Here is a 25,038-nt window from a genome sequence, read left to right on the forward strand (position 1 = left end):
GAGGTTTTTGTCAGCATCTGTTTAAAAATTTATTGATCATTCATTACGATACGCTCTAGTAGTCCATAAGGTAAAACGTATATCTGATAAATTTAAAGGCTGGTGCCGAAATCGATCACAATTTCCTGTCCGGTAATAGCCCTTGACTCGTCGCTGGCTAGAAAAAGAATTGCATTCGCTACGTCCTGTGGCTGGCAGACAGGAAGCTTCATATCTGTATGTTTTGCCATAGCGCCGAGCATATCCATGTCTAAGGTGGAATTTGCGGCACTGGCACCCATAGGTGTGGCTACAGACCCGGGACAAAGAGCATTGCATCGGATACCTTCTGATGCACACCGAAGAGCAGTATGTCTGGTGATGCCCAGGATAGCAGCTTTTGAAGCAACATAGGCAGCACCGCCTCCGCCATTAACGCCTGCAATGGAAGCGACATTCACAATAGAACCGGATTTATGTTTCAACATAACATTTAATACAGTTCGAATGCATTGGATGGTACCTTTGGCATTAATATTGATGACACGGTCCAGCTCATCATCCTGAACCCGGTCTACCGGAAGCAGACCAGAATCTAAGACGCCAGCATTATTGACAAGAATGTCGATATTACCGAATTTATCCAGAGTTTCCCGGACTAAGGCAAGGAAACTTTCCGGGTTCGAGATATCGCTGGGAATAGAAAGTACAGAACCTCCTGCCTGTCTGATTTTTTCTGCTACAGCGTCTAATTGCTCTTTCCTTCGGGCAGTGATTACAACATTTGCTCCTTCAGCAGCAAAAAGCAGAGCCGCAGTTTCCCCAATTCCTGAATTACCGCCTGTAATGATAGCGGTTTTATTTTCTAAACGTTTCATATAAAATCCCCTTTCTAAAAATAGTAATAATTATTGTTATTAATTATATCATAGCGCGAAACTTCCCATATGTCAATGGATAAAAGGTAGACATTTCCCAACAATATAAGTTATTGTATCCTATTTTGTAAAAAACAATAGAAGGCAGGTAGAATTTCAAGTATAATGAAATACTGTAACTTACTAATAAAAAGAAGGGGATTACTCATGAAAGAAATATTTCAAAAACTTACCGATGAATATGCAGAAAAATACCACTTTAGTGGGGCCTGTATGCTGAAATCCTCAGATGAAGTATTATTTTCCGCTGCATATGGGTGTGCCAATCAGGCTTATAAAATAAAGAACAGATTAGATACCAGATTTGATACGGCATCTGTGACGAAGACATTTACAGCTGCAGCAATTCTGCAGCTGGCTGATAAGGGATTCCTGATGTTAGACAGCAGGATTCGCGATCTCGTAGATCTGACAGGAACTAAAATCCCTGAAGATGTCCGCATTGAACATCTGTTAAACCATACTTCGGGAATCGCAGACGATGCAGATGAGGAGGCAGGAGAAGATTATTCCCTGTTATTTATAGAAAGTCCCAATTACGCTATCCGCAATTGCCGTGATTTCCTTAAGAATTTTGCTTTTAAAGACCCCTTTTTCAAAGCAGGTACAAATGTGAGATACAATAATTGTGCATTCATTTTGTTAGGTCTTGCAATTGAGAATATTACCCATATGAATTATAGGGAATATGTAGAGAAGAACATTTTTGAGAAAGCAGGGATGAAGAATACAAGGTTCTGTGCAATGGATGAAATATGTGAAAACACAGCGGAAGGTTATGGGGATGTGTTTCGGAAAACAGAATCAGGTGATGAGATATGGAGTGGATTTAGAAAAAATATTTACAGCTATCCGCCCATTGGAGCTGCTGACAGCGGGGCATATACAACAGTAGAAGACCTGGACCGATTTATAAGAAGTATCAAAGCAAATACCCTTATGTCCCATGAATTTTCAAAAATGTTGTTGGAACCCCACTGTGATTTCACAAGAAAGTCCCAGTGGAATGAAGTGGCAGATGCAAGAGTTAGAATGGGGTATGCTTTCGAGTTTCTTGAAATTAAGGATGATATTTTCTGCATTTATAAAGAAGGAATCAATGAAGGTGTATCGGCGATGTTTTCCTATTACCCGAAAGCAGATCTTACTCTAAGTATACTATCGAATCAAAATTGTGATGTGTGGAAAATGCACAGAGCTATGCAAACGGAAATTTATCATAATTATTATCATGCATGAAATAGCAACTAAAGCTTCTGTACATTCGTGAGATTTTCTTTCTGCATTTCTTATTTTATAAAGTGTATTCACATCTAATCTCCAGGAAATTTATTTATTCGAAAAAAAGTAATTTTATATTAGTTCACCTTCTCTATTTTTGCATAACAATCCGTCTTTAGCAGATTCATAAAAAATGTTCTCGCATTTTCCGGTGTCCGGTATTGGGGCATGCTGGAAAATGCAAGAGAGAGATCGTCTATTTGTTCCATTGCATTTTTACAGCTGATCAGGAGTTCTTCAGGGAGAACTTCCAGTGATGAGTATTCCAGGTTTTGCGGATTCAGACGGTGGGTTTCCATTGCGTAAGGGATACGTTTGCGGCAGCGGCAAAAGCCCTGTTTCCCAAGTTCACAATACTCATCCAGAAATGCAGCCATCTTTTTCCGGATGCGGGAGAGTCTCTGGCGATATGCCTCAGGGGTGATATTCAGTATTTCGCCTGCTATTTTGCTGTCCGCTTTAAACATGGTTCCCAGAATGAATATGCAGCGGCTGTCCGGATCCAGGCACTGCAGCATGACATTGGTACAGGACAATTTTAGTTCCTGCTCTAACAATGGCTGCTCAACATTTTGAGCCGGGTCAGGGATATCGTTTGCTGCACCGTTTTTAATATCATATCCATAGAATTCAAAGCTGAGAGGTCTCTTTGCAAACATACTTTTTTTGTAGTTTTTTAAATGGTTTACAGCAATGCGAAAAGCCCAGGTGGTAAAGGAGCTTTCTTTGCGAAAAGTCTCTAAGTGGGTCATGATCCGGATGGTAATTTCCTGAACGGCATCTTCAGCATCCGGTATTGTTCCAAGCATTCTCAAAGACAGATTAAAGATTAAATCCTGTATAGAAACAAGGAGGGTTTCCATAGCGGATCTGTCACCGGATACAGCCAGATCAACGAATTCGTTCCACTCATCATTGGTGTAGTCTGTATCAGAATTATCATGATACAAATTTTTGGTTGTGTTTTCCATAGTTTTCTCCGTTGTAGTTTATTTGGGACAGGTAACTGTCTGATAGCAATAGTATAGCACAGACAAAGGCTGTACGAAAGTAGAAAAACGGTTACGGTTCAGTTGTAAATAAGACTTGACTCTCCCCTTACAGGAGCATATATCCTTACCTTTGCAACAGGAAAACTATTGTAAAAGTATGGTATTTGCAATAGGGAAAAGTGGTGCAACAGAAAGGAGAAACGATGGGAAATGTAATTGAAGTAAGGCATTTAGAGAAACACTTTGGAGGAAAAACTGCTGTGAAAGATCTTTCATTTTCAGTAAGCAAAGGTGAGGTCTTCGGATTGCTGGGACACAATGGAGCAGGGAAAAGTACCACCATAGATTGTATGCTGGGACTGAAATCTTATTCAAAAGGTGAGGTTCATATTTTGGGAATGGATCCGGTAAAGAAGCGGAAAGTATTATTCGAACGGGTGGGTGTACAGCTGCAGCATACCTCATATCAGGATAAGATTAAGGTTGGTGAGCTATGTGAGGAGAATGCAGTGTTATATAAGAATCCTGGTAATTATCATGAACTTCTGGAACAGTTTGGACTTTCAAAATGCAAAGCCCAGTATGTATCCACGTTGTCCGGAGGGGAAAAACAGAAGCTGTCAGTTTTATTAGCTCTGCTCCCCAAGCCGGATGTGATCTTTTTAGATGAACTGACAACCGGATTGGATACCCTGGCAAGAAGAGAAGTCTGGAATCAGCTGGTGAAACTGAAGAAAGTGGGAGTGACGATATTTCTGACTTCCCACTACATGGATGAGGTAGAAGCGCTTTGCGACAATATCTGCATCATAAAAGAAGGAAAAAAAGTGGAGTGCGGTCCTGTGAAAACAGTGATTGAAAAAAGTCCTTATGATTCACTGGAGGATGCTTATCTTTGGTATATGGGAGAGGAGGTAGTTAAATGAAACGATTTTTAACACTGCTGAAAATTGAGGGGAAGATTGCAGTCAGGGGAATAGACGGAATCTTCTTTGGCGTCTTTATGCCGGTTGGAATTGCGATACTAATTGGTTTTATCTGTGGGGATAAGCCTGCTTATGAAGGGGCTGCGTATACTTTCCTGGAGGCATCCTTTCCGGCACTTATTACGGTAGGAATCTGCGCAACTGCATTTATGGGAATTCCGCTTGGGCTTTCGGATTACCGTGACAAGAAGATATTGAAACATTTTTTTGTCACACCGGTCAGCCCGATGCTGCTTTTAATGGTACAGGTAGCTATTAATTTCCTTAATTCACTTGTTTCAGCCACGGCTATTTTACTGGTGATGAAGTTTGTGTTCGGATATCGGATGAGGGGGTCAAAGATAGGTTTTCTATTTGCCTATATTCTGGTTCTGATTTCCATGTATGCCCTGGGAATGATGCTGGCCAGTCTTTGCCGGACCCTTAAGGTGGCAAATCTGGTATGTACACTGATTTATTTCCCTATGCTGTTTCTCTCAGGAGCTACAATTCCTTATGAGATACTGCCCCAGGCATTGCAGAAAGCGGCAAACATTCTACCTTTGACCCAGGGGATTAAATTACTGAAAGGGTTCTCAATGGGGACCGGGAAAACAGAAATTTTAGTTCCCAGTATTATAATGATAACGGTAGCGGCGGCAGGAATTATCATTTCCATAAAGAAATTCCGATGGGAATAGTCTATTTATGTGTAGATGACTATCCACGAAAATTCAAACTGGCAAAAACAGATAGCTTGTATGTCGAAATTCTCATTATATTCTTAAATTGTGTCTCATATACTATAACCAGAACCGATATTTAGGAGTGGCATATGAGTGAGAAACAATCAAACCAGAATGTTGTCAGAGAATCAGAGCCGGGCCCGGATAAAGAGACTAAGTTCCATCAATACAGAGGAATCGGCATTCTGCTCTTGTGCGCTGTTCTGGTAATGGGGGGAATTTACAGCTTTGGGGGAATTACCCTTCAGACGGCAGGGAGCAGTACGGTAGGAAACAGGGAACTTCCGATTTACTGTGTAGATACCCAGAAGAACCAGGTGGCACTGTCTTTTGATGCGGCCTGGGGAAATGAAGATACACAGGAGATACTGGATATTCTGGCAAAACATAACGTACATGTTACATTTTTCATGACCGGTGGATGGGTTGAGGCTTTCCCGGATGACGTAAAACGAATTGCAGCAGCGGGCCATGATCTTGGAAATCACAGTGAAAACCACAAAAATATGAGCCAGCTGAGTGATGAACAGTGCAAACAGGAAATTATGAAGGTACATGACAAGGTGAAAGCTCTGACCGGAATTGAAATGAATCTGTTTCGTCCGCCGTATGGAGACTACGATAATCATGTTATAAAAGATGCTTATGCCTGTGGTTATTTCCCGATACAATGGAGCGTGGACAGCTTAGATTGGAAAGATTACGGTGTGGAAAATATCATCCAGACTGTCACCCAGAATAAAGCATTGGATAAGGGTGCTATTATTCTTATGCATAATGGCGCAAAATATACAGCACAGGCTCTGGATACCGTCATTACCGGTCTTCAGGATAAGGGATACGAGATCGTACCGATATCCCAGTTGATTTATCAGGATAAATACCATATGGATCAGGCAGGAAAGCAGATCAGTGATGATATTCAGAACAATTCCAAAACCCAGACCAGCAGCGGGCAGTGATCAGAAACCGTAAGCCGGGCAGTCTCAGATGTATTGAGGCTGTCCGGCTTGCTGCCGGTTAAATCATGACTATCACAGGTATTGTCATATAGCTGAATCTGCATACTTTTCAGGTGCCATAAATGGCAGCAGGGAGATTAAAATGGAATAAAAATATTGAGGTTTCAAATATATCATGCTATACTTATCACCGTAAATACCATATTTAAGCGAGGAGGGATATGATGAAATTTACAAAGATGCACGGAATCGGCAATGATTATGTGTATGTAAACTGCTTTGAGGAACAAGTTGCAGACCCGGGAAGGACAGCGGTATTTGTTAGTGACAGACACTTTGGAATTGGCTCAGACGGGTTAATATTAATCAAACCTTCTAAGAGGGCAGACTTTATGATGGACATGTATAACGCAGACGGCTCCCAGGGTGCAATGTGCGGAAATGGAATCCGGTGTGTGGCGAAATATGTGTATGATTATGGTTTGACCGATCAGACAGAGATCAGTATAGAAACAAAAAGCGGAATTAAATATCTGCATCTTACGGTAGAACAGGGTAAGGTGGCTTATGTAAAAGTAGACATGGGTGCGCCAATACTGGAATCCGGTAAAATACCTGTTATTTCCCAGAAGGATAAAGTAGTGGACGAGCCTGTTACCGTAGATGGAAAAACATATCATATGACAGCGGTTTCTATGGGAAATCCACATACGATTGTCTATGTAGACGATGTGCAGGGACTGAAGATAGAAGAAATCGGTCCGGGCTTTGAAAATCATCCCTGTTTTCCGGATCGTGTAAATACGGAATTTGTTCGGATTATAGACAGACATACCGCCGAAATGCGTGTATGGGAAAGAGGTTCGGGAGAAACGCTTGCCTGTGGTACGGGTGCCTGTGCCGTAGCAGTGGCATCTATTTTAAATGGTTATACAGAGGATGAGGTAACTGTAAAACTGTTAGGCGGAGACTTAAAAATTGAGTGGGACCGAAAAGCAGACCGTGTATATATGACTGGTTCTGCTACCGTAGTATTCGACGGCGAGATAACTTTGCCGGATGAGTCGCAGAGCTGTCAGTAAGCAATTTTCAAACATGCTCTGGAAAAATAGACGAAGCATAGGTATAAGATAAACACGAAACAAACACGAAACAAGCACAAAACAAGCATGTTATAAGCGAGGAGGCCGCTATGTTTAAAATCAATGATAATTATTTAAAATTACCGGGAAGTTATTTGTTTTCGACGATAGGCAAAAAAGTTGCTGCATTTACAGAAGCAAATCCGGATAAAAATATTATACGACTTGGAATTGGAGATGTTACTCAGCCACTGGCGCCGGCGATCATTACAGCCCTGCATGATGCAGTGGATGAAATGTCCGATGCAAGAACGTTTCACGGCTATGCTCCGGATCTTGGATATGAATTTTTAAGAAGTGCCATTGCCAGAAATGATTATGAAGACAGAGGATGCAGCATTGCAGCCGATGAAATCTTCATCTCTGACGGTGCAAAGTGTGATTCAGGTAATATTCAGGAAATATTTAGTGTTGATAATAAAATTGCTGTATGTGACCCGGTCTATCCGGTTTATGTGGACACAAATGTAATGGCTGGAAGAACCGGAACGTATAATACCGGAACCGAGACATGGAGTGATGTAATCTATATGCCATGTACAGCTGAAAATAATTTCGCACCCGAACTTCCAAAGGAGAGACCGGATATTATCTATCTTTGTTTCCCAAATAATCCAACGGGTTCTACGATTACAAAGGATCAATTACAGGTCTGGGTAGATTATGCCAATAAAGAAGGCGCCGTAATTATCTACGATGCGGCTTATGAAGCATATATATCTGAAGAAAATGTACCACATTCCATTTACGAATGTGTTGGAGCCAGAACCTGCGCAATTGAACTTCGCAGCTTTTCGAAAAATGCGGGATTTACCGGGACACGGCTTGGATTCACGGTTATTCCAAAAGAATTAAAAGCCGGAGATGTATCCCTTCATTCACTATGGGCAAGGCGCCACGGCACAAAATATAATGGTGCACCTTATATTATTCAAAAAGCCGGAGAAGCTGTGTATACGCCTCAGGGGAAGGAGCAGTTAAAGCAACAGGTATCCTATTATATGAACAATGCAAAAGTAATCTTTGATGGCCTGAAGGATGCCGGTTATACCGTATCCGGCGGTGTAAATGCACCATATATCTGGCTGCAGACTCCTAAGGGTATGACTTCCTGGGAATTCTTTGATTATCTGCTTGAAAAGGCAAATGTGGTTGGAACACCGGGTTCCGGATTTGGACCAAGCGGTGAAGGATATTTTCGTCTTACTGCATTTGGCAGTTACGAAAATACGGTTGCTGCTATTGATAGAATTAAGAAAATGTAATAACAATTAAAAAACAGTCCGAAATCCTGATAGGATCTCCAAAGCAGACTGATGAATATCAGACGCTTCTGCTTTTATGGGTCCACATCAAGGATTCCGGGCTGTTTTTAAAATCCGCAGTGCCCGTCTATACCGCAGCTCATTCCGGAAACAGATGTAGTTTCCTGCTGTAATAAAGCATCTGCAATTGCCTGTGCGTATACCTCCGGTGTATGGTAACCAGGCAGACGTGTATCCCCTATATAAATTACCGGAATACTGGTTATGTCATATTCTTCTGATAGGGCATTGAGCTCATCGAGCCGTGCAAGCTGCGATTTAGAAGTGATCTCTTCCAGGAATTCTTTTTCGTTTAGTTCCAGCTCTTTTGCGATGGCGCCTAATACGTTCAGGTCGCCGATATCTTTTTCATCTTCATAAAAGGTTGTAAATACTTTTTCCGTATATTCCTGTCCAACACCATGATATTCGCAGTAAAGCAGACCTAAAAACGTATTTGTAGAATAAGGATGCGGAGAAAGTCTGGGAAGCTGCATTGGCAACCCAAGTTCCCTGGCCGCCGGGAGCAAAACTTCATCAAATCTTTTTAAGCGGGCTTCATCATGCATGGGGTCAGCCATTGGAGATGGCGGACGGCGCAGTTCATGAGGAATCCTTTCAAATGTTACATCCAGTCCATTTGCAGCCTGTTTCAGAGAAAAAAATTCCAGGTAACAGAATGGGCATACAAAATCAAAAAATACTTTAATTTTCAGACTCATTTTTTTTCCTTTCGATTTTCTGTTTCAGAATTTAAAACATTTTCAGTTATTTGCAATTAATTACGCTCTGCTGCCTCCTAAAACGAACCGCCGGACACAGCCAGGGGTCAACACCCTGCTGAGAAAACCAGTTCTGTGGCCAGCTGACGGAGTTCATACAAGTTTCCACTCCCATCTTTCAGTACATCGTACTATCTACAAAGCGTCCCATAATCACTTAAACCCAAATTCAAGAAATTGTTCACTCTGGTATTATAGTATAACTCAAGGAATAGAACAAGCAATATTCGGGGAAATAGGAACTATTCAAACAAGCAATTTTACTTCCTTTTTTACTGAATATGAAGTAAAATGGTATTAAGTTTTCTGTATAAACCCGAAAAAAGAGAGGAGATTTATTTATGGGAGAGTATTTGTCACAAGTTAATGCATTACCGTTCTATTTGATCGTAGGCGGGGTACTTTTGTTTATCGTAGTAATGTGTGTGGTATTTTTGGTAAAAAGCTACCGTGCAGGCATTGCCATAGGTATGGATAAAAAAGTATTAAAAAGAGCAATTACATCCAGTGCCACGTTTACCGTACTGCCAAGTATCAGCATATTATTAGGTGTAATTGCACTTAGCGGAACACTGGGAGTTCCGTTTTCCTGGCTTAGGCTATCCGTAATCGGTGCCCTGCAGTATGAATTGAACGTTGCGGAGATTTCAGCCACCAGTATCGGTCTTACAGGACTTAAAGTAAGCGAGATGTCGGTGCAGGCTTTTAGCACCATCGCACTGGTTATGACGGTGGGAATTCTGGGTGGAGTAATCTGCTGTATCTTTGGACTGAAGAAATATCTGGGAAAGGTACAAAAAACTACGACACAGAAAAAGACCGGTAAGCCTGGATTTGGGGCATATGCCACAATAGCGATGTTTATTGGGCTATGCAGTGCATACATAGGATCCTATGTGGGAACTTTTACATCCTCAGGGAATTATCTGCCGTTAGCAGTGGCCGGAATATCTGCTGTGGTAATGGCAATATTTGAGTATTTTACCCAGAAGAAACAAATGGCATGGCTGGATAATTTCAGTGTGGCTACCAGTATGCTGGTGGGCATGATTGCAGCTGTATTAATGAAATTGGCATAAGGAGGCAGAGTTATGGATCAGAATGCAAAAGAAGTATATTTACAAAAATTTAATCAGCAATTGCATATGTTAGGCAGAATTACGCTGGGAGTGGCAATCGTTTTACTGATAGGAGCACCCCTTTTAATGGGTCTGCTCTATGGGGTAATGCCGGATATGTCCGGATTTTTAAAAGGCATCATTAAGGTTGGGATTATTTACATTCCTGTAGCTATCGTGGAATTTCTGGTATATGCTCCCATGCTTGGAACCGGCGGCAGTTATCTGACATTCCTTACGGGAAATGTTACGAATTTGAAAATTCCCTGCGCCATGAACAGCAGGGATATTGCAAAGACAGAAGTTGGGACAGTGGAAAACGAAATTATTTCTACTATCAGTATTTCTGTGAGTGCATTGGTGACCATGCTGGTTATATTTATAGGTGTACTTTTACTGGTACCGTTAACTCCGGTATTGCAGAATCCGGTGCTGACACCTGCATTTGACACGGTAGTTCCGGCATTGTTCGGCGCACTTGGTTTGAAGTATTTTATTAAGAGCTTGAAAATCGCATTTATACCTCTGCTTACAATGACACTGTTGTGCGTAATTGTTCCGGCTGCGATTCCCCAGACCAGTCTTCTGTTAATTCCTGCAGGCGGTATGGCACTTGGCATCGGATATTTGCTTTATCGTAAAAATATGTTGTAAACCGGAAAGAACAAAAAACAAAGAACGAAAAAGGAAAGAAGGATTTAATAATGTTGAAATGGATCGTATTAGCAATTGTGCTGATTATTGTTTTGCTGGCAGCAATCGTCTTAATCAGGGCATGTATGATGAAACCTACGGAAGCTTTGAACGCAACAATCGAAAAAGGAGATCCAAAACGTTCCAGACAATATGGAGAGCGGTTATCCAGAATGATTCAATGTGAAACGGTGTCCAGCAGATTTGAGGATGATAAAACAAAATTTTATGATTTTCATAAAGTATTGGAAGAGTTATTTCCGAATATTAATAAAGACTGTGAAAAACATGTTTTTAACGGAAGCCTGTTATTTAAATGGAGTGGAAAAGGTAAAGGGGATCCAATTTTACTGATGAGCCATCAGGACGTAGTGGAGGCAAACGGAACATGGGAACATCCTCCTTTTAGCGGTGAAATTGTAGGTGAAAATATATGGGGCAGAGGGACGGTAGACACAAAAGGCAGCCTGTTTTGTCTGTTAACAGCAGTAGAGGAATTGCTCAAAGAGGGATACAAGCCTCAATGTGATGTATATCTTGCCAGCAGCTGTACAGAAGAATTCAGCGGAGAAGGTGCCCCGTTAACTGTGAAATACTTAAAAGAAAAAGGAGTAAAACTTGGACTTCTGATCGATGAAGGCGGAATGATCATGTCAGAGCCCATACCCGGAGTGAAGGGCACTTACGCAATGGTAGGTGTTTTAGAAAAAGGATACGGGGATGTTAAGTTTACGGCGAAAGGAACCGGAGGGCACGCAAGTGCACCCGGCAAAAATTCACCGTGGGCGAGACTTGCGGCATTTATTAATGATGTGGAAAAACATCATCCGTTCCGTGTGGAATTTAGCCAGACAGTACTTGAAATGTTTCGCAGGCTGACCCCTAATATGAGCTTTGGAATGAAAGTGATATTTGCAAATCTCTGGCTATTCAAACCGGTATTAAAAAAAGTCATGCCCGTGATCAGCCCGGCAGGCGCGGCAATGCTCCAGACAACGATAGCATTTACTACCGGAAAAGGTTCCGAGGGCTTAAATGTTCTTCCTCAGGAAGCATATGTAACAGCTAATCTTCGCTTTATTCCTCATCAGCCAACAGATGAGAGTATCGCATTAATTTCAGAGAAGGCAAAAGCATATAATCTGGAGACCAGTGTCATCTATAAAGACTACCCCTGCCCGGTAGTAAACTATAAAGGAGAACAGTTTGCAAAAGTAGAACAGACCATACACGAACTGTTCCCGGGTATCGGCGTCAGCCCGTATATTATGACAGGTGGTACAGATGCAAAATATTATAAAGATATCTGTGCCGATTGTATTCGGTTTGCACCCCTGTCCATTACCAAACAGCAATATGAAAGTATTCATGGGCTGAATGAAAACATTAGTATGAATGTTCTGCCAAAAGGCGTTGACTTTTATAAGGCAATTATTCAGAAATCTTAAACGTTATAAGGCGATTACAAAGTAGTTGTGAATAGTAATACTTGCTGACAGTTACATTTGTGATTTCAATAATTGCAAGTATAGCCGCTTATTATATTTGCAGGTGGCTAAGTAAAGACAAGAAAGACAGCTAAACAAAAAACCCCCGCGGGAGCACCATTCCGTGGGGGGTTGTGTATCCTATGGATACATAGTTACTTTGTATGAGTCTATAAATATTTTGATCAAAATGTCAATGATTTTTATGCAATTTATTACTGTGCATAAATGACAGGACAAATGGTGTGTCAACTAAATGAAACCAAACGTGGAAGATATTTATTCTTGAAAATCTCTCATTAAAAAGTTATAATCATATTATTGGCGTTACGTTTTTGATTTTTCTAATAAAGCCAATCTATAAATTCAATTTACATGTGGATAACATAAAAAATATATAGAGAAAAAGGAGCAGAACAATGGGTGTATTAAGTAATCTGGAACCAAATTCAGTTTTTAAATTTTTTGAGGAGATCTGCAGTATCCCTCATGGATCAGGAAATGTGGAGCAAATCAGCGCATACCTTGTAAAATTTGCAAAAGATAGAAACCTGGAATATTACCAGGATGAACTTAAGAATGTAATCATTATTAAGGAAGCTGCGAAAGGTTATGAGCAGGAAAAACCAGTAATTATTCAGGGACATATGGATATGGTTGCCGTAAAAACACCAGACAGTGATATTGATATGGAAAAAGACGGTTTATCCTTAGGCATAGATGGAGATTTTATTTATGCTAAGAATACGTCTCTTGGTGGTGATGATGGAATTGCTGTTGCATTTGCGCTGGCACTGATGGATTCTGATTCGTTAGAGCACCCCAGATTAGAGGCTATACTCACCGTGGATGAGGAAGTTGGCCTGGATGGTGCAAAGGGCATTGATTTATCTATGCTGAAAGGAAAGCAGCTGATCAATATTGATTCTGAAGAGGAAGGTTTTCTGCTTACCAGTTGTGCAGGCGGCTGCAGTTTAAGATGCACCATACCTGTTGCAAGAGAAAAGCGGGAAGGAATCACTTATGAAATTTCGATGACCGGACTTCTTGGAGGGCATTCCGGAATTGAGATTCATAAAGAAAGAGGAAATGCAAACTGTCTGATGGGAAGACTCTTATATCAGACAGCGAAAGAAGTGCCGGTTTCCCTGGTTTCTCTGGAAGGCGGAGAAAAGGATAATGCAATTCCTAAAGCAGCGAAAGCAGTAGTATTGATAAGTGAAGCAGATGCAGCGAACTTTGAAGCAGCAGTTAAAAAATTTGAAGGGGCAATGCAGCATGAACTGGCTGTAAAAGATCCGGATGCGAAAGTGAAGATGGAGAAGAAGGAATCCGCGGTAAAGGACTGCCTTACCAAAGATGCATTTGACCGGATAGCCACATATCTGATTGCAGTTCCAAATGGTGTACAGGCTATGAGTGCATCAATTAAAGGTCTGGTAGAAACTTCAGTGAATCTGGGTGTTATGAAGCTGGAAGAAAATGAATTTAAAGCAGCAGGAGCAGTCAGAAGTTCCGTGCAGACATCTAAAGATTATCTGATTGACAGGATAACCGGGCTCTGTGCAATGGCGGGCGGATCTTATTCACAGGAGGGAGACTACCCTGCATGGGAATATAAATTAGAATCTCCTTTAAGAGATAAGATGCTTTCCGTTTATCAGGATATGTATGGCAAAGATATGATTCCGCAGGCGATTCATGCCGGGCTGGAATGCGGACTTTTATCCGGTAAAATCGAAGGTCTGGATTGTGTGTCCATTGGACCGGATATGGTACATGTTCATACTACGGATGAGAAACTCAGCATCTCCTCTACCAGGAGAGTCTGGGAGTATCTGGTGGAAGTTTTAAAGAGAAAATAATAGAGTAAAGATAGAAAAGGAACGTCAGCAGGGGAGTAGTGATACCCTCTTGCTGACGTTCCTTTTTTGCATTTGCCTTTCGTATGGAAAACCGGAATATTACAGCAGGTCTATGTCATTATCCCGGGCTTTCTGCATTACGCTTTCAGGCCACAGGGAAGCCTGCACTTCACCGATATGTGCTTTTCTGAGATAGAACATACAGATGCGGGACTGCCCGATACCGCCGCCGATTGTGTATGGAAGTTCCTGATTCATAATTGCTTTTTGGAAAGGCATTTCTGCACGATCCGGGCAGCCGGCAATTTCCAGCTGTTTTTGTAAAGCATCTTCGTCCACGCGGATACCCATGGAAGACAGTTCAAGAGCAATATCAAGTACCGGATAGTAGACAATGATATCACCGTTTAAGGACCAGTCGTCATAATCCGGTGCTCGGCCGTCATGTTTTTCACCGGAAGCAAGAATACCGCCGATCTGCATAATAAATACGGCACCTTTTAATTTAGCAATATTGTATTCACGTTCCTTTGGAACACAGTCCGGATACATATCCTCTAATTCCTGGGAAGTAATGAAGAAAATTTCTTTTGGGAGGATTTCTTCGATGTAATCATACTGAATTGCCATATATTTCTCTGTTTTTTTAAGAGACTTATAAACAGTGCGCACAACTTCTTTCAGAGTCTCCTCATTTCGTTCTTCTTTTGTAATGATTTTCTCCCAATCCCATTGATCAACATAGATGGAATGGATGTTATCGGTATCTTCATCACGACGGATAGCACTCATATCCGTATACAGGCCTTCTCCATGAGAAAAACCGTATTTTTTCAATGCATATCGTTTCCATTTAGCGAGAGAGTGTACAATTTCAGCTGGGGCATCGCCCTGTTCTTTAATGCCAAAGCTGACCGGACGCTCTACACCGTTTAAATTATCATTCAGACCGGAATCCGGAGTAACAAAAAGAGGTGCGGACACACGCAGCAGATTCAGGCGTTGTGCAAGAGACTGCTGAAAGAAATCTTTAACTGTTTTGATCCCGATCTGTGTATCGTGCAGGTTCAACTGGGATTTGTAACCTTCTGGTATCATTAATTGTTCCATTTGTGACATCTCCTTTAAAGATAATATTGTGTTTCTTCCGAAGACGGACTGGTATGCCGCCAGACAAAAGAAGGATGAACTGTTGACAGATGTTAAAACAATGGTTTCATGTTATCATAAAACGTGGGTGTTTGTAAATAGATTTTGGAGGTTGTTGATAAAAGACGATAAATAAAATATTTTTTAAAAACCCCTTGCAATCCCAAATAATCTGTGATAGAATCTGTCATTAATAAAGCAAATGCATTGAAAGAGACTCTTGTTACTGAAACTTGACAGGAATACGGCGTCACCGACTGAGAGCGCTGTTTAAGGGAAAGAACAAATAGGGAACACTCTGGAGCAGACTGGTTGAAGGATAAGTAGTATTTTACAGCTTATCACAGTAGGTCAGTACGTAGCACGCGTTAAGTGTATGAGAGAGACAGGTATTGCAATTGCTGTATCTGTAACGCGGGTGGTACCGCGGGAATTATGATAATCCCGTCCCGGAATACGAAAGTATTCCGGGACTTTTTGCGTGGCTGCAAAGGATAACAGTTCCGGGAAAGCTTTCGAACTACAACTGACGTCGAATAACAATTAAAAAAACTGTCGTAAAGGTGCGAATGGGAATTACAGGCTGAGTCTGTGTTTCTTGACCCCTTGCGGCAGTTTTTCAGTCAAATACCCCGCCGCAAGCAAGAAGGCATCAAATTTGCAGCACCGCGGGAATAAATGTTTATTCGACAGTATAACGTTTATGGAAAGAAAGGGGAACATGATGGAATTCTTAAGTGGAGTCATGAAAAAAGAAGTGCTGGAGATCAGCAAATTGTCATCGGAGGATTATATTGGCAAAGAGGTGAAGGTAAATGGTGCCATTCATTCCATTCGCGATATGGGAGAGGTTGCATTTGTGGTATTGCGAAAAAGAGAAGGCTTGCTGCAATGTGTTTTTGAAGAAGGAGTGTCGGCAGGGAGGCTTAAGGATTTGAGGGAAGCAGAAACAATTGAAGTTGCCGGAGTGGTCCGGTCAGAAGAACGGGCTCCGTGGGGATTTGAGATCAGAATCATCAGCTTCCGGATTTTAAGCGAACCTGCAGAAGCACTTCCGCTGGCAATTTCAAAATGGAAAATGAATGCTTCTCTGGAAGCAAAACTGAATATGCGTCCGATTTCTCTTCGAAATGTACGGGAACGGGCTAAATTTAAAATTCAGGAGGGGATTGTCAGAGGATTCCGGGATTTTCTCTATGAAGAAGGATTTACCGAAATCAGAACGCCGAAGATCGGGGCAAAAGGTGCAGAGGGCGGTTCCAATATTTTTAAACTGGATTATTTCCACCGGCCGGCAGTTCTGGCACAAAGCCCACAGCTGTATAAACAGATGATGGTGGGGGTGTTTGACCGGGTCTTCGAGACAGCGCCTGTGTTCCGTGCCGAAAAGCATAACACGAAACGCCATCTGAATGAGTATACCAGTCTGGATTTTGAAATGGGCTATATTGACAGTTTCCAGGATATTATGGGAATGGAAACAGGATTTTTACAGTATACCATGAGGCTTTTGGAAAAGGATTATGACAGGGAACTGAAAATTCTGGGGGTAGTGCTTCCAAATGTGGATAAGATTCCGGCAGTTCGATTTGATGAGGCAAAAAGGCTGGTTTCTGAAAAATATGATCGAAAGATCAAGAATCCCTTTGACCTGGAGCCGGAAGAGGAGATTTTGATCGGGAGATATTTCAAAGAAGAGTTTGATGCAGACTTTGTATTTGTAACCCATTATCCTTCTAAAAAGCGTCCTTTTTATGCGATGGACGATCCGGCGGATGCGAAGTTTACTTTAAGCTTTGACTTATTGTTCAAAGGAATGGAAATTACAACAGGGGGTCAGCGTATCCATGAATACCAGATGCTGATGGAGAAAATTGCAGCAAAAGGGATGTCTGCGGAAGGTTTAGAACAATATCTGGATACCTTCAAACACGGTATGCCGCCACATGGGGGACTTGGGATCGGGCTTGAAAGACTTACGATGAAGCTTTTGGATGAGGAAAATGTGAGGGAAACAACTTTATTTCCAAGGGATTTATCAAGACTTGAGCCTTAAGACACACTTTAGTACAGCATTACGCAATAATAATATAATTGAATAGAAAGCAGGAAAAGGATTATGGCAAATGAGATCAATGATGAAACAATCGAATACGTTGGAATTCTGGCAAAGCTTGAGCTGTCTGACGAAGAAAAAGAGCAGGCTAAAAAAGATATGAACAGTATGCTGGATTATATAGATAAATTGAATGAACTGGATACGGACAATGTAGAACCGATGTCCCATTTATTTTCCAACCATAACGTTTTCCGTGAGGATCAGGTAGATAACGGGGACGAAAGAGAAATGATACTGGCAAATGCTCCGGAACAGAAAGATAGTATGTTTAAAGTACCGAAAACAGTAGATTAGACAGGCTGCATATTGTGATAGTTCATAAAGAGAGGAGATTCAGATGATGAGTTTAAAAAGTCTGACGGCACTGGAACTGGCTAAGAAGATAAAGCAAAAGGAAATATCCGTAAAAGAAGCCGTTTGTGCATCCCTGGCGCAAATCGGTGAAGTAGAAGATAAGGTGCATGCATTTGTTACCGTGGATAAAGAAGGTGCGTTAAAAAGAGCAGAAGAGGTACAAAGAGAGATCAGTGAGGGAAGGCTGACATCACCTCTGGCGGGAGTACCGGCAGCCGTAAAGGATAATATATGTACCCAGGGAATCCCCACGACCTGCAGTTCTAAGATTCTGCATAATTTTGTGCCGGGATACTCCGCACAGGTCATTTCGAACATGGCAGAAGCAGGAGTGATTATTTTAGGAAAAACAAATATGGATGAATTCGCCATGGGGAGTACCACAGAGACTTCAGCATTTGGCGTTACCAGAAATCCCTGGAATACCGGGCATGTTCCGGGGGGATCTTCAGGCGGATCCTGTGCAGCCGTATCTGCCGAAGAATGCTTTTTCGCACTAGGTTCTGATACCGGAGGATCTATCCGCCAGCCCAGTTCGTATTGTGGGGTTACGGGCTTGAAGCCCACTTATGGAACGGTCTCCAGATATGGTTTGATTGCCTATGGATCATCCCTGGATCAAATCGGTCCGGTGGCAAAGGATGTTTCTGACTGTGCAGCAATTCTGGAAACCATTTCTTCCTATGACAGAAAGGACAGTACTTCCATTTTGAGAGAAAGTTATGACTTTACGACAGCATTAAAAGATGATGTAAAAGGAATGCGGATTGGAATTCCAAGAGATTATTTTGGAGAAGGACTGGACGTCCGGGTAAAGGAAGCTGTTCTTGGAGCAGCAAAAGTGCTTCAGGAAAAAGGTGCAGTGGTGGAGGAATTTGACTTAAGTCTGGCAGAGTATGCGATTCCGGCCTATTATGTTATTGCTTCGGCAGAGGCAAGCTCAAACCTCTCCAGATTTGATGGTGTAAAATACGGGTATCGTGCCGAGGAATATCAGGGTCTGCATAATATGTATAAGAAAAGCCGTTCCCAGGGCTTTGGGGCAGAAGTAAAACGGCGTATCATGCTGGGATCCTTTGTATTAAGTTCCGGATATTATGATGCTTATTATCTGAAGGCACTTCGTACGAAGGCTTTAATCAAACAGGCATTTGATCAGGCATTTCAGAAATTTGACGTTATCCTGGGACCTACTGCTCCTTCTGCCGCACCTAAGCTTGGGGAAAGCCTCTCTGATCCTCTGAAGATGTATCTGGGTGATATTTATACAATTTCAGTAAACCTGGCGGGACTTCCAGGCATTTCAGTACCCTGCGGCAAAGATAAAAAAGGATTGCCCATTGGAGTTCAGTTTATCGGCGATTGTTTTGAGGAGAAGAAAATCATTCGGGCTGCCTACAGTTTTGAGCAGAGCAGAACGTATGAAGCGCCTCTTATAGCTGGAAAAGGGGAGGAAAGTGTTCATGAATAAACAATATGAAACAGTAATCGGACTGGAAGTTCATGTAGAATTAGCTACGAAAACGAAAATTTTCTGTTCCTGCCAGACCACATTTGGCGGTGCACCCAATACCCATACCTGCCCGGTCTGCGCTGGGATGCCTGGAAGTCTGCCGGTTCTTAACAAACAGGTTGTGGAGTACGCACTGGCGGTAGGGCTTGCTGCAAACTGTAAGATCCACCAGTATTGTAAATTTGACCGCAAAAATTATTTTTATCCGGATAATCCGCAAAACTATCAGATCTCTCAGTTGTATCTGCCAATCTGTTATGATGGTGGAATTGAAATAGAGACAGAAAACGGAAAGAAAACCATTGGGATTCATGAAATCCATATGGAAGAGGATGCGGGAAAACTGATTCACGACGAATGGGAAGACTGTTCACTGGTGGATTATAACAGAAGCGGGGTGCCATTGATAGAAATTGTTTCGGAACCGGATATGCGAAGTGCAGAAGAAGTAATTGCTTATCTGGAAAAGCTGCGCCTGATTATCCAATACCTTGGAGCGTCGGATTGCAAGCTGCAGGAGGGTTCCATGAGAGCGGATGTCAATCTGTCTGTAAGAGAGGCAGGGACAGCAAAACTTGGTACGCGTACAGAGATGAAAAACCTGAATTCATTTAAAGCGATTGCACGGGCGATTGAGGGTGAACGTGCCCGGCAGATTGAATTGTTAGAGGAAGGGAAAAAAGTCATTCAGGAAACCAGAAGATGGGATGACAATAAAGAATATTCCTATCCAATGCGGTCAAAAGAAGATGCCCGGGATTACCGCTACTTTCCGGATCCCGATCTTATGCCTATTGTGATCAGTGATGAGTGGATACAAAAAATAAAAGAAGCCCAGCCGGAACTTCGTACGGAAAAACTGCTTCGTTATAAAAAAGAATTTAATATTCCGGATTATGATGCGGGCATTTTAACTTCATCCAAAAAACTGGCAGATCTCTTTGAAGCGGCTACCGCAATCTGCAATAAGCCAAAGAAGGTATCCAACTGGCTCATGGTGGAGACGCTGAGACTTCTGAAAGAAAAGAATAGGGAGCCGGAAGATCTTACCTTCTCGCCGGAAAATCTGGCAAAGCTGGTAGAGCTTGCAGATGCCGGAACGATTAACAGCAGTGTTGCCAAAGAGGTGTTTGAGCATGTATTCGAAGAAGATGCCGATCCGGTGCAATATGTAGAAGCACATGGATTAAAGACAGTAAATGATGAGGGAGCATTGAGAAGTGCCATTACCGATATCGTAGCCGCAAATCCGCAGTCAGTTACCGATTATAAAAATGGAAAAGAAAAAGCAATTGGATTTCTGGTAGGGCAGACGATGAAAGCAATGAAAGGAAAGGCAGATCCCGGGACGGTGAACAAAATTTTAAAGGAAATATTAAGTGAAAATCCACTTTAAAAAAAACTTGTAATTTGTCAGAACACTGATATAATAGCTTATACACGCGTAATTTAATGACTGAACAAATGCGAGGGAGGGGCTATGTATCAAATTAACAGTAAAGAAGAAAAAAAACAGTTTTACAAATTAGTTGCCACACTGGTTTTGCCTATGGCATTACAGAATTTGATTAATGTCGGTGTAACCTCTGCCGACGTTATCATGCTTGGAAAGGTCGGAGAGACTGCACTTTCAGCATCTTCTCTGGCAGGCCAGGTATATTTTATTATGACCCTGATATTTTTTGGACTGACTTCAGGGGCTGCAGTTCTGACAGCTCAGTACTGGGGAAAAAAGGATATCCGGTCTATCGAAAAGATACTGGGAATTTCCATGCGCATTGCACTTTGTGTAGCGGCAGGGTTTATGATTGTGGTATTGGTGTTTCCGTATCAGATTATGCACATTTTCAGTTCAGAGCCTGATGTTATCCAGGGGGGTGTGGAATATTTAAGAATTACCGTATTTTCTTATTTATTTGCAGCCACAACACTGGTTTATCTGAATATTATGCGAAGTATCGAGCGGGTTATTATTTCTACGATTGTCTACATGGTTTCGCTGCTGGTCAATGTGGCTCTTAATGCCGTTTTCATTTTTGGATTGCTGGGATTTCCTGCAATGGGAATAAAGGGTGCGGCACTTGCCACTTTAATTGCAAGGATAACAGAGTTTGTGATTGTAATGTTCTATTCCAGGAAGATGAACCATACCGTACGTTTCCGAATTAAGGATTTCTTTGTGAAAGATAAGCTTTTAATGAAAGATTTCCTGGTTTATGCAGTGCCTGTAATCCTCAATGAAATGTTCTGGGGACTGGGCGTCTCTATGCTGACAGCGGTAATCGGACATCTGGGAAGCCCGGCAGTTGCGGCTAATTCGGTTGCACAGGTGGTAAAACAGCTGGCAATGGTAGTAACTTTCGGACTTTCCAATGCTACGGCTATTATGATAGGTAAGGTGATTGGAGAGGGCAGGGAAGATCTTGCCAAACTTTATGGCAAACGATTTGTAAAGCTGTCATTGGCTTTGGGGCTGGTTGGCGCCGGCGTCATTTTAACCATATCCCCGATTGTAAGAGCCAATCTGACTTTGAGCGAACAGGCACAGGGATATTTAAGGGCGATGATGTTTGTAATGTCTTACTTTGTAATAGCGCAGGCATATAATACAACCATGGTTGTAGGGGTTTTCCGTGCAGGCGGCGATACCAAATTCGGGCTGATTCTGGATTTGGCTACTCTTTGGGGATTTGCCATCTTCTTAGGCGCGATTGCAGCATTTGTATTTAAGGCACCGGTTATTGTAGTATATATCATACTGTTAAGTGACGAGATCGTAAAGCTTCCGGCGACGACCTGGAGGTATCGAACCTACAAGTGGGTAAAAAATGTCACGCGGTAGAGGCTGATTTATATTCGCCATTAAAGAGCCGGGGGTGGTGCTGCAAGATACGGTTCCTCCGCTCGCGGCGGGGTATCAGGCTTAAAAATAGAATTATATAATGAAAGAAGCACTTACATGCAAATGCATCAGTATTATGCGTGTAGGTGCTTCTTTTTATAGTGGTCAAATCCGTCCAAATTTAAGCGCAGAAAGTCCATGACTGATATTGTTTATCTACTATACAAAATAGACTTTCTTCTATATACTATAATTATAAAGAAAAATACAAAGTGTTGCAGGAGGGTCTATGAAAGTATCGGAAATTATAAAAAATACAGATGGAATTATAATTAAAACAGATCAGGGAAACTATGGATTTTATGGAATCAGAGAAGATATTATCCGCGTAGTGTATACAAAGAAGGAAAATGTGGAAAATCAGTCACTGCTGATAGAACCTGTGGTATATCAGAAGTCGGTAAAACCGGAATTTTTAGAAAGTGAAACGGACATCGTAGTATATACCACAAAATTAAGGGCAAGATGGCAGAAAGAAACCGGCACCTGTATTTGGGAAGATACACAGACAGGCAGAGTTTATGTGGCGGAGACATTAAAGCAGCTAACTCAGACGGATGTAATCCGATATACGACCCAGGGAGAGAAACCGGTTGTAAAAAGAGTAAAAACAGTAGATGGCGAGCGGAGTTTTATAGAGAATCTGAAACAGGTCAAAGACCGGGTGGCATATCGTGCAAAACTGGGATTCCATTGGGAAGAGGAAGAGGCTATTTACGGTTTGGGACAGGGAGAAGAGGGGATTTACAATCACAGAGGGCAGAATCAGTACCTCTACCAGCATAATATGAGAATCCCTATGCCAATGTTCGTATCCAGTAACGGATACGGTGTTCTGTCAGATTGTTGTTCTATTATGACATTTCAGGATGTTATTAACGGTTCTTATCTCTTTATGGATACGGTGGATCAGCTGGATTATTACTTTATCGCCGGAAAAACAATGGATGGCATGATAGATGGATACCGTTATCTGACGGGAAAGGCTGCAATGCTGCCAAAATGGGCATTTGGGTATGTGCAGTCTAAGGAAGCATACCATACAGACCAGGAAATTCTGGAAGTCGCAGAAGAATACCGCAGAAGGGGAATCCCGCTGGACTGCATTGTACAGGATTGGAATACCTGGGTTCCCGGGCTCTGGGGGGAAAAGAAACTGGACCCGTCCCGTTACTCTAATATGAAGGAAGTTAACCGGAAACTGCATGAGATGAATATTCATACGATGGTTTCCGTTTGGCCGAACATGGCTGAAGGAGGAGTAAACCATCAGGAGTTCGCAGATGCCGGGTACATTCTGGGAGATTATTCCACTTATGATGCATTTGATGAAAATGCCAGAAAGATCTATTGGAAACAGGCAAGTGAAGAATTGTTTTCCAGTGGTTTTGATTCCTGGTGGTGTGATTCTACCGAGCCTTTCAGCGGACCGGACTGGAGCGGGGAAGTAAAGCGTGAGCCATGGGAGCGCTATGATCTGGTAGGAAAGGAACATAAGAAATATCTGGATGCCACCAAAACAAATGCATTTGCCCTGATGCATGCAAAAGGGATTTTTGAAAACCAGAGAGAAGAAAAACCGGACAAACGAGTATTGAACCTGACCCGTTCAGGCTATGCATCCCAGCAGAAATATGGTGTTGTTCTCTGGTCCGGAGATATTTCGGCAACCTGGGAGGTATTGCGTCAGCAGATTGCCGAGGGACTTAATATGGCAATGAGCGGAATGCCCTATTGGACACTGGATATCGGTGGATTCTTTGTTGTAGGAACGGCATGGTGGAACCGGGGATGCAATAACAGCGATAATCCTAATCCATTGTGGTTCTGGAAGGGAGGATATAATGAAGGGGTAGCTGATAAGGGCTATTGTGAGCTCTATACCAGATGGTTCCAGTTTGGCACCTTCCTTCCCATGCATCGCTCTCACGGGACGGATACTCCAAGAGAAATCTGGAATTTCGGGGAGAAAGGCAGTGAGTTTTATGATGCAATTGAAAAATTTATTCGCCTGCGTTACCGTCTGATGCCGTATATCTATTCACTTGCCGGAAATGTCTATCTGGATAACAGCACAATTATGAGAAGTCTGATGTTTGATTTTGCTGCTGATGATAAGGTAAGAAACAGGGCAGATGAATATATGTTTGGCCCGAATCTGTTAATCTGCCCTGTTATAAAACCGGTGTTCTACGGAGTTGGCAGTGTTTTGCTTCAGGAAGAAAAGAAACAGAAGGTATATCTTCCAAAAGGCTGCAGCTGGTATGACCTGTGGACAGAGAGCAAGACAGAAGGCGGACAGGAGATTGAGACAGATATTACCATGGACAGGATTCCGGTATATGTTAAAGCAGGCAGTATTCTTCCCCTTGCGCAGGAAGAACTGCAATATGCCCAGCAGGAATTGCAAAAGCCGGTGGCAATCAAAATTTATCCTGGTGCAGATGGAAGTTTCCGGCTTTATGAAGATGCGGGAGACGATTATGGTTATGAAACAGGAGAATATTCCAGAATCCAATTTACTTACTGTGACGCAGAGAAAACACTGTGCATATCAGAACGGGAAGGTTCTTATCCGGGTATGCAGGAGCAGCGTGAATTCGAAATTATTTGCTGCGGGGAACATAAGAAGGTCCTTTATACTGGCGAAGAGGTAAATGTGTCTCTTTAAAGGGGAAGGGATAGATTTTAATTGGGGTTTAAGTTTATCCTGAGAAACTATATTTTTCCCCTTTACTATCATGGTA

20 protein-coding genes are annotated in these 25,038 nt (G+C 42.1%); 16 read left to right on the forward strand and 4 right to left on the reverse strand.

Annotated elements, in window-relative coordinates:
* Nucleotides 1–92: 92 nt before the first annotated feature.
* The gene (locus CD03_RS0130405) at nucleotides 93–857 is read right to left on the reverse strand and encodes an SDR family NAD(P)-dependent oxidoreductase (protein ID WP_027296837.1); all 765 of its coding nucleotides are present in this window, start codon (nucleotides 855–857) and stop codon (nucleotides 93–95) included.
* A 207-nt stretch (nucleotides 858–1,064) separates the two neighbouring features.
* Between CD03_RS0130405 and CD03_RS0130410 the strand changes: the two genes are divergently transcribed.
* On the forward strand, nucleotides 1,065–2,156 hold the full coding sequence (locus CD03_RS0130410; protein WP_027296838.1) for a serine hydrolase domain-containing protein: 1,092 nt from the start codon (nucleotides 1,065–1,067) through the stop codon (nucleotides 2,154–2,156).
* Between the two features lie 119 nt (nucleotides 2,157–2,275).
* Here the strand turns inward: CD03_RS0130410 and CD03_RS35375 are convergent, their stop codons facing one another.
* Complete coding sequence (locus tag CD03_RS35375; RefSeq protein WP_081820432.1) at nucleotides 2,276–3,169, reverse strand: RNA polymerase sigma factor; 894 nt, start codon at nucleotides 3,167–3,169, stop codon at nucleotides 2,276–2,278.
* 224 nt (nucleotides 3,170–3,393) lie between these two features.
* On the opposite strand from CD03_RS35375, the gene CD03_RS0130420 reads away from it, so the two are divergent.
* The 5 genes from CD03_RS0130420 to CD03_RS0130440 all read left to right on the forward strand — a co-directional run bounded on the left by CD03_RS0130420 (nucleotide 3,394) and on the right by CD03_RS0130440 (nucleotide 8,270).
* A complete protein-coding gene (locus tag CD03_RS0130420) occupies nucleotides 3,394–4,116 on the forward strand; it encodes an ABC transporter ATP-binding protein (RefSeq protein ID WP_027296839.1) in 723 nt (240 codons plus the stop codon).
* Entirely contained in the window at nucleotides 4,113–4,856 is a 744-nt protein-coding gene (locus CD03_RS0130425; RefSeq protein WP_027296840.1) for an ABC transporter permease, read from the forward strand. Before CD03_RS0130420 ends, CD03_RS0130425 begins: the two co-directional genes overlap by 4 nt.
* Before the next feature lie 134 nt (nucleotides 4,857–4,990).
* Complete coding sequence (locus CD03_RS35380) at nucleotides 4,991–5,863, forward strand: polysaccharide deacetylase family protein (protein WP_081820433.1); 873 nt, start codon at nucleotides 4,991–4,993, stop codon at nucleotides 5,861–5,863.
* A gap of 224 nt (nucleotides 5,864–6,087) precedes the next feature.
* On the forward strand, nucleotides 6,088–6,945 hold the full coding sequence (dapF, locus tag CD03_RS0130435; RefSeq protein ID WP_027296841.1) for a diaminopimelate epimerase: 858 nt from the start codon (nucleotides 6,088–6,090) through the stop codon (nucleotides 6,943–6,945).
* Nucleotides 6,946–7,055: 110 nt separating this feature from the next.
* On the forward strand, nucleotides 7,056–8,270 hold the full coding sequence (locus tag CD03_RS0130440; RefSeq protein ID WP_027296842.1) for an LL-diaminopimelate aminotransferase: 1,215 nt from the start codon (nucleotides 7,056–7,058) through the stop codon (nucleotides 8,268–8,270).
* 107 nt (nucleotides 8,271–8,377) lie between these two features.
* Here CD03_RS0130440 and CD03_RS0130445 read toward each other — a convergent pair whose 3' ends face one another.
* Nucleotides 8,378–9,031 (reverse strand): DsbA family oxidoreductase, encoded by a 654-nt coding sequence (locus CD03_RS0130445; protein ID WP_027296843.1) that lies wholly within the window; start codon nucleotides 9,029–9,031, stop codon nucleotides 8,378–8,380.
* Nucleotides 9,032–9,432: 401 nt separating this feature from the next.
* Here CD03_RS0130445 and CD03_RS0130450 point away from each other — a divergent pair, with 401 nt between their 5' ends.
* From CD03_RS0130450 to CD03_RS0130465, 4 genes are all read left to right on the forward strand, one after another.
* On the forward strand, nucleotides 9,433–10,170 hold the full coding sequence (locus tag CD03_RS0130450; protein ID WP_027296844.1) for a DUF5058 family protein: 738 nt from the start codon (nucleotides 9,433–9,435) through the stop codon (nucleotides 10,168–10,170).
* Between the two features lie 12 nt (nucleotides 10,171–10,182).
* Nucleotides 10,183–10,863, forward strand: coding sequence for a hypothetical protein (locus CD03_RS0130455; protein WP_044289769.1), 681 nt, complete (start codon nucleotides 10,183–10,185; stop codon nucleotides 10,861–10,863).
* 50 nt (nucleotides 10,864–10,913) lie between these two features.
* Nucleotides 10,914–12,350: a M20/M25/M40 family metallo-hydrolase gene (locus CD03_RS0130460; RefSeq protein ID WP_027296846.1), complete on the forward strand. Its 1,437-nt coding sequence runs from the start codon at nucleotides 10,914–10,916 to the stop codon at nucleotides 12,348–12,350.
* 458 nt (nucleotides 12,351–12,808) lie between these two features.
* A complete protein-coding gene (locus CD03_RS0130465; RefSeq protein ID WP_027296847.1) occupies nucleotides 12,809–14,254 on the forward strand; it encodes an aminoacyl-histidine dipeptidase in 1,446 nt (481 codons plus the stop codon).
* Nucleotides 14,255–14,353: 99 nt separating this feature from the next.
* Here CD03_RS0130465 and asnA read toward each other — a convergent pair whose 3' ends face one another.
* Nucleotides 14,354–15,364: an aspartate--ammonia ligase gene (gene asnA, locus CD03_RS0130470; protein ID WP_027296848.1), complete on the reverse strand. Its 1,011-nt coding sequence runs from the start codon at nucleotides 15,362–15,364 to the stop codon at nucleotides 14,354–14,356.
* A gap of 763 nt (nucleotides 15,365–16,127) precedes the next feature.
* Between asnA and aspS the strand changes: the two genes are divergently transcribed.
* From aspS to CD03_RS0130500, 6 genes are all read left to right on the forward strand, one after another.
* Complete coding sequence (aspS, locus tag CD03_RS0130475) at nucleotides 16,128–17,459, forward strand: aspartate--tRNA(Asn) ligase (RefSeq protein ID WP_027296849.1); 1,332 nt, start codon at nucleotides 16,128–16,130, stop codon at nucleotides 17,457–17,459.
* A 63-nt stretch (nucleotides 17,460–17,522) separates the two neighbouring features.
* Nucleotides 17,523–17,816 (forward strand): Asp-tRNA(Asn)/Glu-tRNA(Gln) amidotransferase subunit GatC, encoded by a 294-nt coding sequence (gene gatC, locus CD03_RS0130480; protein WP_027296850.1) that lies wholly within the window; start codon nucleotides 17,523–17,525, stop codon nucleotides 17,814–17,816.
* Between the two features lie 46 nt (nucleotides 17,817–17,862).
* The gene (gene gatA, locus CD03_RS0130485; protein WP_027296851.1) at nucleotides 17,863–19,347 is read left to right on the forward strand and encodes an Asp-tRNA(Asn)/Glu-tRNA(Gln) amidotransferase subunit GatA; all 1,485 of its coding nucleotides are present in this window, start codon (nucleotides 17,863–17,865) and stop codon (nucleotides 19,345–19,347) included.
* Nucleotides 19,340–20,785, forward strand: coding sequence for an Asp-tRNA(Asn)/Glu-tRNA(Gln) amidotransferase subunit GatB (gene gatB / locus CD03_RS0130490; protein ID WP_027296852.1), 1,446 nt, complete (start codon nucleotides 19,340–19,342; stop codon nucleotides 20,783–20,785). Before gatA ends, gatB begins: the two co-directional genes overlap by 8 nt.
* An 84-nt stretch (nucleotides 20,786–20,869) precedes the next feature.
* A complete protein-coding gene (locus CD03_RS0130495; protein WP_044289770.1) occupies nucleotides 20,870–22,231 on the forward strand; it encodes an MATE family efflux transporter in 1,362 nt (453 codons plus the stop codon).
* Between the two features lie 289 nt (nucleotides 22,232–22,520).
* Nucleotides 22,521–24,962 (forward strand): glycoside hydrolase family 31 protein, encoded by a 2,442-nt coding sequence (locus CD03_RS0130500; RefSeq protein ID WP_027296854.1) that lies wholly within the window; start codon nucleotides 22,521–22,523, stop codon nucleotides 24,960–24,962.
* The last annotated feature ends 76 nt before the right edge of the window (nucleotides 24,963–25,038 follow it).

It is taken from the genome of Robinsoniella sp. KNHs210 (assembly GCF_000686105.1).
Taxonomy (GTDB): domain Bacteria; phylum Bacillota; class Clostridia; order Lachnospirales; family Lachnospiraceae; genus Robinsoniella; species Robinsoniella peoriensis.

What these genes read in the sequence shown, in the direction of transcription:
- CD03_RS0130405 (WP_027296837.1), bottom strand. Translation starts at nt 857, where the DNA reads ATGAAACGTTTAGAAAATAAAACCGCTATCATTACAGGCGGTAATTCA.
- CD03_RS0130410 (WP_027296838.1), top strand. Translation starts at nt 1,065, where the DNA reads ATGAAAGAAATATTTCAAAAACTTACCGATGAATATGCAGAAAAATAC.
- CD03_RS35375 (WP_081820432.1), bottom strand. Translation starts at nt 3,169, where the DNA reads ATGGAAAACACAACCAAAAATTTGTATCATGATAATTCTGATACAGAC.
- CD03_RS0130420 (WP_027296839.1), top strand. Translation starts at nt 3,394, where the DNA reads ATGGGAAATGTAATTGAAGTAAGGCATTTAGAGAAACACTTTGGAGGA.
- CD03_RS0130425 (WP_027296840.1), top strand. Translation starts at nt 4,113, where the DNA reads ATGAAACGATTTTTAACACTGCTGAAAATTGAGGGGAAGATTGCAGTC.
- CD03_RS35380 (WP_081820433.1), top strand. Translation starts at nt 4,991, where the DNA reads ATGAGTGAGAAACAATCAAACCAGAATGTTGTCAGAGAATCAGAGCCG.
- dapF (WP_027296841.1), top strand. Translation starts at nt 6,088, where the DNA reads ATGAAATTTACAAAGATGCACGGAATCGGCAATGATTATGTGTATGTA.
- CD03_RS0130440 (WP_027296842.1), top strand. Translation starts at nt 7,056, where the DNA reads ATGTTTAAAATCAATGATAATTATTTAAAATTACCGGGAAGTTATTTG.
- CD03_RS0130445 (WP_027296843.1), bottom strand. Translation starts at nt 9,031, where the DNA reads ATGAGTCTGAAAATTAAAGTATTTTTTGATTTTGTATGCCCATTCTGT.
- CD03_RS0130450 (WP_027296844.1), top strand. Translation starts at nt 9,433, where the DNA reads ATGGGAGAGTATTTGTCACAAGTTAATGCATTACCGTTCTATTTGATC.
- CD03_RS0130455 (WP_044289769.1), top strand. Translation starts at nt 10,183, where the DNA reads ATGGATCAGAATGCAAAAGAAGTATATTTACAAAAATTTAATCAGCAA.
- CD03_RS0130460 (WP_027296846.1), top strand. Translation starts at nt 10,914, where the DNA reads ATGTTGAAATGGATCGTATTAGCAATTGTGCTGATTATTGTTTTGCTG.
- CD03_RS0130465 (WP_027296847.1), top strand. Translation starts at nt 12,809, where the DNA reads ATGGGTGTATTAAGTAATCTGGAACCAAATTCAGTTTTTAAATTTTTT.
- asnA (WP_027296848.1), bottom strand. Translation starts at nt 15,364, where the DNA reads ATGGAACAATTAATGATACCAGAAGGTTACAAATCCCAGTTGAACCTG.
- aspS (WP_027296849.1), top strand. Translation starts at nt 16,128, where the DNA reads ATGGAATTCTTAAGTGGAGTCATGAAAAAAGAAGTGCTGGAGATCAGC.
- gatC (WP_027296850.1), top strand. Translation starts at nt 17,523, where the DNA reads ATGGCAAATGAGATCAATGATGAAACAATCGAATACGTTGGAATTCTG.
- gatA (WP_027296851.1), top strand. Translation starts at nt 17,863, where the DNA reads ATGAGTTTAAAAAGTCTGACGGCACTGGAACTGGCTAAGAAGATAAAG.
- gatB (WP_027296852.1), top strand. Translation starts at nt 19,340, where the DNA reads ATGAATAAACAATATGAAACAGTAATCGGACTGGAAGTTCATGTAGAA.
- CD03_RS0130495 (WP_044289770.1), top strand. Translation starts at nt 20,870, where the DNA reads ATGTATCAAATTAACAGTAAAGAAGAAAAAAAACAGTTTTACAAATTA.
- CD03_RS0130500 (WP_027296854.1), top strand. Translation starts at nt 22,521, where the DNA reads ATGAAAGTATCGGAAATTATAAAAAATACAGATGGAATTATAATTAAA.